The following is a 6,100-nucleotide window of genomic DNA, read 5'->3' on the forward strand; positions in this document are numbered from 1 at the left end:
CGGCGGGTTTGGGGTCGGTCTGCATCAGCATGGCGGGCACCGGCCGCCGCAGCGCGGGCGGCCGCTCGTCTCTCAAGGGGGCCGGGCGGTGGCCTGCTCTCTACGCGTTCCGCGTGGCTGACGCAAAGCCGCCTCCCCTACCCCCGCCCGACGAAGGGCATGCCCGTGGCCATCACCGTCATGAACAGGACGTTGGCCGAGAGCGGCAGCCCGGCCATGTAGACGACGGCCTCGGCCACATGCGCCGCCTCCATGTACGGCTCGGGCCGGATCGAGCCGTCGGCCTGCCGCGCGCCCTGCCCGAAGCTCTGCGTCATCTCGGTCTCGGCATTGCCGACATCGATCTGGCCGCAGGCGATGTCGAAGGGGCGCCCGTCCAACGCCGTGGCGCGGGTGAGGCCGGTGATGGCGTGCTTGGTGGCGCTGTAGGGCGCCGACATCGGCCGCGGCGCGTAGGCCGCGATCGAGCCGTTGTTGATGATGCGCCCGCCCCGCGGCGCCTGCCGGCGCATCATCCCGAAGGCGGCGCGGGTGCAGAGGAAGGCACCGGTGAGGTTGACGTTGACGCTGGCGAGCCAATCCTCGACCGAGATCTCGTCCACCGTCGCGGCGGGCGTGAAGATCCCGGCATTGTTGAACAGCAGGTCGAGCCGCCCGAAGCGCGCGCCGGTTGCGGCGAACAGGGCCTCGACGGCGTGCGGATCGGACACGTCGGTCGGCACGCACAGGGACTCGCCCGGCAGCTCGGCGGCGACCCGCTCCAGCGCGTCCCCCCGCCGTCCGGCCAGCACCAGCCGCCACCCCGCCCGCGCCAGCCCGAGCGCGACCGCCCGCCCGATGCCGGACCCGGCCCCTGTCACGACCGCCACCCGCTCATCCATCGCCATCGCGCTTCTCCCGTTCGACCGGAGCATAGGACCTCACGCCGATCCGGTGCAGGGGCGCCCGATCGGCACGTGATGTCGGCCCGGAGCCCGCCACGCCGGTCGAAAGCGCCGCCGGCTCACGGCGGATCCGCTCAAGCCGGTTGCCAGCCCTGCCCGGCCCGTCTAGACAACCGGCGGCTTGAAGCCGATGGGGCGTCGCCAAGTGGTAAGGCAGCGGTTTTTGGTACCGCCATTCCCAGGTTCGAATCCTGGCGCCCCAGCCAAGCCTCAGCTAAGTCGTTGATCTGATTTCGATCCGTGCTCGGCCGCTCCCGCGGCTGCGCAGATTGTACGCAGAGCTGTTGCACGCGCTTGTCCACAGGGGCAGGCCGTTGACGATTTGTTCTAACGTGTACCGACGCGGTGCGGTATACTGGTGGCGTAGGCGATCCCGTGGCGATGAGCGGACGCGACCGCTTGGTGCCTCTGTTGAGGGGAATTCCGCCACGGTCGCTCTGAGCCTGGGCACGACCGACCCATCCAGTGCGCGCACACTCGGCTGGGCGCTCAACGCAGAAAGCCTCCGCGTCCGGGACGATCCCGCCATGCGCACCACAAGGCAGATCCGCGACCATCTCCGCGCCTATGTCGACCGGGAGCGAGGCGCGCGGTTGACGCGTCTGCAGCGCGACCTCGATCCGCCGCGTGATCCGCTCGTCGGCGACTGGCCCGCGCTGATGGAGAGGCGCGCGAGGGAGTACCGCATCTTCGGGCGGCTGCAGGCCCTGACCGCCAAGGAGGGCTTCGAAGCCGGTACGACAGCGAACTCGATGCTCGACTGAAGCAGGAAGGCTTCAGCCTGATGGAACGCGGGGCGATCAGGCGACGCATCACGAACGGCTACCTGCGCGATCTCTGACGCCCGGATGAGACCGGGCGGCTCACGCCGCCCCGCGCCTACCTCGAGGCGATGCTGATGAGCATGGACGAGCCCGTGACCGAAGCGGGCCTGATCCGATGCCTGCGCGGCCTCGCCGCTTCCTCCGGCCATGTCTCGCGCGAGTTCGCTGCAGACCGCGAGTGACGATGATGGTCCTCCCCCTCCCCTATCCGAATCTGCCCACCATCCCGCCCCCAAGCAGGGTCCTGCACCGGCCAGGAAACACCCACCGGCCCCGCCAGCACCTGCGTCGTACCCTTCGGAAGCGGAGGCCGCCGATCCAGAAGGGGTTCCAGAACCATCGCATGTGCGGTCCGAACTGGATGGGGAGAATGCCATTCAAGACACCGTCGACTGCGCTACTGACTGCGAAGAGCGAGCTCAGAACGATGCGAGCACGGGCGTGGAAGCCGTCTCCGAGCCCATCACGAACTCCCTGACGAAGATGGTCGAAGAGCTCATCATCCACAAAGGCGTCACCTGGGACGAGAAGACCCAGCGGCAGCATCGGGCCGTCGGCAGGATGCTGGGCGACATCGCCGGCACCGACGACCTGCGGCGGATCACGCACGCGCATCTCGCTGCCTACGTCCAATTAGGGAAGCATGGGTCTTAGAGCGTGGGACAAAACCGCGGCTGAGGGGGTTGGGAGAGGATGGACGCTCTCGTACCCAACGATCTCTGGGCGGTGGTCGAGCCGCTTCTGCCGCCTGAGCCCGAGAAGCCGAAAGGCGGTCGCCCTCGTGCCTCTGACCGGGCGGCGCTGGCCGGCATCATCTTGGTGCTGCGGTCCGGCATGCAGTGGAAGCACCTGCCGCGTTCAGAGGTAGGCTGCAGCGGCAAGACGAGTTGGCGGCGGCTGGGCACATGGCAGGCGGCCGGCGTCTGGGCCGCGTTGCACCGGGTGATGCTGGAGCAACTTCAGGACGCCCGCGCGCTCGACTGGTCGCGGGCGGCTCGCGACAGCGCCAGTCTGCCGGCCAAAAAAGGGCTGTGCAACGGGCCCGAACCCGACGGATCGGGGTAAGCCGGGCACGAAGCGCCACCTCGTCGTGGACGCTAGGGGCATGCCGCTCGGCCTGACGCTGAGCGGGGCCAACTGCAACGACAGCCGTATGCTGGCCGCCACGCTCGATGCGATACCGGGCGTGCGCACGGGTCGGCGCGGCCGCCCGCGGCGCAGACCCGACAAGGTGCACGCCGACAAGGGATACGACCATCGTCGTTGTCGGTGCGAGTGCCGAGCTCGCAGCATCACGCCCCGGATTGCCCGGCGTGGCATCGAGAGCAGCGAACGGCTGGGTCGCTATCGCTGGATCGTGGAGCGCACCCTGGCTTGGCTCGCCCGCTTCCACCGTCTCACCATCCGCTACGAGCGTCGCGCCGACCTGCACCTCGCCCTCACCACCCTCGCATGCGCGCTCATCTGCCAAGCTCAGGCAAAGCGGTTTTGTCCCTGATTCTTAGTGGTCTGGCCGCCGCGTGAGTGACCAATCGCCTGCGCCGCGGCCCCTCCTTCCGCCCTGGCTAGTGCCATGCTCTTTGACGTCGGTGGCGTCGATGGCGCTGGCCTTACCGCTCCAGCCTGCCTCGGCCAACGCCGCCAGCACCGCCTTCCGGAAGCCGCGTCGGGACCAACGGTTGACGCGGTTGTAGACCGTGGTGGACGGGCCATAGTCGGGCGGGCAGACGCATCAGCGGCAGCCCATCGTCACGACGTGGGTGATCCCGGAGATCACTTGCCGGTCATCATTGCGTCCGGGGCCGGGCTGGTTGACCGGCATGACCGTGTCCATTGCCGCCCACTGATTGTCCGACAGCCAAGATAAGTCCGCCATGACGCGTCTTGCCGTCTCAGAGCGCGCAATTGGAATCGTATTATGCCCGCTGATCAATAGTCCACACGGTCTTGACCTTAGTATCTAAGCTTGCCGGTCCCAGTTGCAAATCGACAATCATGCACAGGCGGATGGCAGAAGGCTTGGCTTGGATAAATGATCCGATCCCACTTGAACAGGAAGAGCGCCCTCGATAGCTCTCAGGATCGAACTGCAAAATATTGAATCAAATCTCGCCTCGAGTGTATGTTTGATTTTTTGTATATGCGAAGAACGAAATTTTTGACTGTACCCTTTGATATTGCCAGAATCCTTGATACATCGGATGTCGAGCGCCCATTGATAATCAACTCAAATATTTCACGTTCTCGGGGAGTGAGGCGTCGCATCAAGTCCGTGCGCTTGAGGACAGTGGTTTTGGTCGCTGCGGAAGAGGGGCATGGTTCAAGGGTGATTATCCGACCCTGCGGAGCCAATGGAAAATACTTGTCGACATGCGATATATTCAAGATGAATTTGCCTAGCGCAATAGGGGCATCCCTGCCGCTAGACTGCATCGCAGTGCGAAGTTGTGGCTCATGTTCAATGGCGGTCTTCCACGACGGAGATGAATAAATCTCGACGCCGTAGCGATCCTGAACGACAATAGGTTGGGAACTGAAATGCGCGGCCCGGAGAAGCAGGTCACCATGACGCAAGCTATTAAAAACCTGACCGATATGTGCCTTCTCGAAACTATTCAGGATCGGGAAGGCTGATTCGGCACGTGCGATTTCGCCGTTGGTAAAATCCCCTCGCTCGCGTTCCAAAAACAGCCCGATCGACGCGTTGCCGACGGTTGGCAGAAATAGTCCAAGCTCATCGCTCACGTTGGCAATCGGTTTGAAAATGGAACTGTACGTTCCAGCGTCGATCGACCCGAGCGAGCCTTTAAACTTCGATAGGGCTCGTACTCCGACTTCCTTGTGCAGCCGCCAATGCGCTGCGAAAGGATCGACAGCAGAGCAGGCGCTGTTGTAATGATCGCGCAGGGGTTGCGGAACATTGTGCGTATACATGATTTCGGGTGGCGCCGAATCTGAGAAGCGAATAATCCAGCAGGCATCGTGGTCGATCAAGCATCCGAACAGGCGGATCAGTTCCTCGTGAAAATGTGTTCTTCCGAGAGCTAACGACGCCTCACCGACACGTCGAAACCATTCCCGACTTCCGAATGCGACGGACCTGGATTTCAGCTTAACTTTCATAACGAGCTTTCGAAAGTGATGAGCTTCGCCACGAGTTCGCTTTCTGAAGAAACTCCCGATTTACGATAAAGGCGCAGCTTAATATTTCGGATCGAGCCCAGCCCAATTCCCAGTTCTGCCGAGATGTCGGCATTGATTTTGCCTCTCAGCACGAGACGGAGGACGTCTCGCTCGCGTCGCGTGAATTTAGAGAAGGCATCGAAAGTGTTGTTCGCCTTGTTGGGTAATGCAATAGTTACCCTCTCGAGGATGAGAATGGTGCCGTTCGGGGCAAGCGGGAAATCCGGAGTCAGGCGTTCGGCCCGCAGAACCCAATCGTCCAGTCGAGATTCGGCACCGCCGCCGACCGCCAGCTTGGCTGCCTGCTGTTTCAGCGCTGGGAAGCGGTGAGCCGCTTTGATCCAAGAGGCATCAGAGTAGACATGATGTCCGGCATGATCGAAGATCGCCGTGGGACGCGGAAGAGCTGGCGCAGTCGGAGAGTTTTCCGTAGATTTCACATCATCGAACAACCACCGGAGATGTGAGCGACAGCATCCGTCGATCGCGGGATAGAGCGTTTCAAGGATACGCACGTCGTTATCGCTGAAGAGTCCGTGCTTCCGCTCGAGAAAGATTGCGAAACAATTATCGGCATTGATCGGCAGAATGATCCCTAATTCGTCATCCATCCCAGCCGCACGAAGGAATATTTCGCTGTATGATGTGCAGGTCGGATCATTCGCTCGTAACCTGCCGAGTGTGAAGATCCCGGCTTCTCTTAGGTTCCGCCAGCGCGCAGAGAATGGATCAATCGGCGCGCATTGTCTGGAATAGACGCGTTCGGTATGAGGCGAGACGCCGCGTGTGAACACCACATCGGGAGCCGCTTCACCAGAATACCGGATAATCCAGAATGCGTCCGTCTCCACCGTGATCTTCATAAGATCGATCAATTCCTCGTGGAAGAACGGTGTGCCGATCGACTGAAAGACCCTTCCGATTTGCGCATTCCACGGCAGCGATTGGAAAAGCGGCAGACTTTGTGAAGATCGGGATCGCCCCATCGATCCTAGCTCCCGATGTCGCCGAGAAGCGGTCGCGGCCGTACCGGCCCGCCTCGGTCAGGGTGATCTATACGAGATAATGGTACCAAATTGCACCATTGCACTCCTGTGCCACCTCGGCAATCGTTCTTCGGAAGAAAAATTCTAGATTGGCAGTGAGGGA

General features: G+C 62.4%; 6 protein-coding genes, 1 tRNA gene and 1 pseudogene. 4 read left to right on the forward strand and 4 right to left on the reverse strand.

Going from position 1 to position 6,100, the window contains the following annotated elements:
• Positions 1 to 137 precede the first annotated feature (137 nt).
• A complete protein-coding gene (locus tag MFF42_RS23640) occupies positions 138 to 887 on the reverse strand; it encodes an SDR family oxidoreductase (RefSeq protein WP_238258220.1) in 750 nt (249 codons plus the stop codon).
• Between the two features lie 188 nt (positions 888 to 1,075).
• Here MFF42_RS23640 and MFF42_RS23645 point away from each other — a divergent pair.
• From MFF42_RS23645 to MFF42_RS23660, 4 genes are all read left to right on the forward strand, one after another.
• A tRNA-Gln gene (locus MFF42_RS23645) sits at positions 1,076 to 1,150 on the forward strand.
• A gap of 321 nt (positions 1,151 to 1,471) precedes the next feature.
• Positions 1,472 to 1,708 carry a hypothetical protein gene (locus tag MFF42_RS23650; protein ID WP_238258222.1) on the forward strand — a complete coding sequence of 79 codons (237 nt, stop codon included), beginning with the start codon at positions 1,472 to 1,474 and terminating at the stop codon, positions 1,706 to 1,708.
• 501 nt (positions 1,709 to 2,209) lie between these two features.
• On the forward strand, positions 2,210 to 2,422 hold the full coding sequence (locus MFF42_RS23655) for a hypothetical protein (RefSeq protein WP_238258224.1): 213 nt from the start codon (positions 2,210 to 2,212) through the stop codon (positions 2,420 to 2,422).
• Positions 2,423 to 2,461: 39 nt separating this feature from the next.
• Positions 2,462 to 3,266, forward strand: a protein-coding gene (locus MFF42_RS23660; RefSeq protein WP_238258226.1) for an IS5 family transposase whose coding sequence is annotated in 2 segments (ribosomal slippage) — positions 2,462 to 2,796 and positions 2,795 to 3,266 — 807 coding nt in all. Because the reading frame shifts where the segments join, the coding sequence is not laid out codon by codon here.
• A gap of 2 nt (positions 3,267 to 3,268) precedes the next feature.
• Here the strand turns inward: MFF42_RS23660 and MFF42_RS23665 are convergent.
• The 3 genes and pseudogenes from MFF42_RS23665 to MFF42_RS23675 form a co-directional block, all read right to left on the reverse strand.
• A pseudogene (locus MFF42_RS23665) lies at positions 3,269 to 3,644 on the reverse strand (transposase); the annotation flags it as partial.
• A gap of 200 nt (positions 3,645 to 3,844) precedes the next feature.
• Positions 3,845 to 4,891: a helix-turn-helix domain-containing protein gene (locus MFF42_RS23670; RefSeq protein WP_238258228.1), complete on the reverse strand. Its 1,047-nt coding sequence runs from the start codon at positions 4,889 to 4,891 to the stop codon at positions 3,845 to 3,847.
• Positions 4,888 to 5,937 carry a response regulator transcription factor gene (locus MFF42_RS23675; protein ID WP_238258230.1) on the reverse strand — a complete coding sequence of 350 codons (1,050 nt, stop codon included), beginning with the start codon at positions 5,935 to 5,937 and terminating at the stop codon, positions 4,888 to 4,890. The genes MFF42_RS23670 and MFF42_RS23675 overlap by 4 nt, the downstream gene beginning before the upstream one ends.
• Between the last annotated feature and the right edge of the window lie 163 nt (positions 5,938 to 6,100).

The sequence above is a fragment of the Methylorubrum podarium genome (genome assembly GCF_022179745.1).
Lineage (GTDB): Bacteria > Pseudomonadota > Alphaproteobacteria > Rhizobiales > Beijerinckiaceae > Methylobacterium > Methylobacterium podarium.